Here is a 1,297-nt window from a genome sequence, read left to right as displayed (position 1 = left end):
TTACATAGTCAGAAACTATGACAGAAAGCGCGATATAAAAAAGCCGAAACCTGAGTTTCGGCTCTCTTCATATCCAAGTCACCTGCTGTGCAGTTTAACTTGACTAGCTCACTCGCTCAATATTTGCGCCAAGTGCAGCCAGTTTATTTTCAATTTTGTCATAACCGCGATCGATGTGATAAATACGATCTACGATGGTTTCGCCTTTCGCGATACAACCAGCAATCACCAAACTTGCCGAAGCACGTAGATCCGTAGCCATCACTTGTGCACCACTTAGAGATTCAACGTCACCACAAATAACCGTATTACCTTCAATCTCCGCTTTCGCCCCCATACGCATCAGCTCAGGCACGTGCATAAAGCGGTTTTCAAAGATAGTTTCAGTGATCACGCCGCCGCCTTTCGCCATCATGTTCAAGAGCGTAAATTGCGCTTGCATGTCTGTCGGGAAACCAGGGTGAGGCGCAGTACGGATACTCACCGCTTTTAACTCGCGGTCTGTCATATCAACAGAGATCCAGTCTTCGCCTGTCTCCACCAATGCGCCCGCTTCTTCTAGCTTCGCTAGAACCGCTTCAAGCAAGTGACCGTTGGTATTACGACAAACCACTTTACCGCCAGATACCGCTGCAGCTACTAGGAATGTCCCCGTTTCAATACGGTCTGCTACGACACTGTGCTTGCCGCCACCTAAGCGCTCAACACCTTCGATAGTGATAGTGTCTGTACCCGCGCCAGAGATTTTCGCGCCAAGTTTATTTAGGAAATCCGCCGTATCGACGATTTCAGGTTCGCGCGCTGCGTTGTCTAACGTTGTAGTACCTTCAGCCAGAGCTGCTGCACACATGATGGTAATGGTCGCGCCAACGCTCACTTTGTCCATCACGATGTGCGCGCCTTTCAGACGACCATCAACTTCAGCTTTCACGTAACCATCTTCAAGTGTGATGGTTGCGCCTAGTTGTTCCAGGCCAGTAATGTGCAAGTCAACTGGACGTGCGCCGATAGCACAACCACCAGGTAGAGAAACTTGACCTTGACCAAAACGAGCCACAAGTGGGCCTAACGCCCAGATAGAAGCACGCATGGTTTTAACTAAATCATAAGGAGCGCAATATTCATTGATGCTGCTTGGATCGACGTGAACAGAACCGTTACGGCTTACTTTAGCGCCAAGGCGTTTTAGTAGCTCCATGGTTGTGTCGATATCGCGAAGATGTGGTACGTTTGCCACTTCTACAGGCTCTTCAGCCAAGATAGACGCAAATAAAATAGGCAGTGCTGCGTTTTTTGC

The 1,297-nt window shown here is 48.9% G+C and carries 1 protein-coding gene; it reads right to left on the bottom strand.

Translation table 11 applies throughout. The features are described 5' to 3' along the window. Positions 1-103: 103 nt before the first annotated feature. A partial coding sequence (gene murA, locus R7Q47_RS24965; protein ID WP_318089987.1) for a UDP-N-acetylglucosamine 1-carboxyvinyltransferase occupies positions 104-1,297 on the bottom strand: 1,194 nt, incomplete at its 5' end.

This window comes from Vibrio sp. Vb0349, assembly GCF_033338975.1.
The sequence above is the reverse complement of the archived record's forward strand: the minus strand, read 5'-3'. Positions and strand labels throughout refer to the sequence as shown.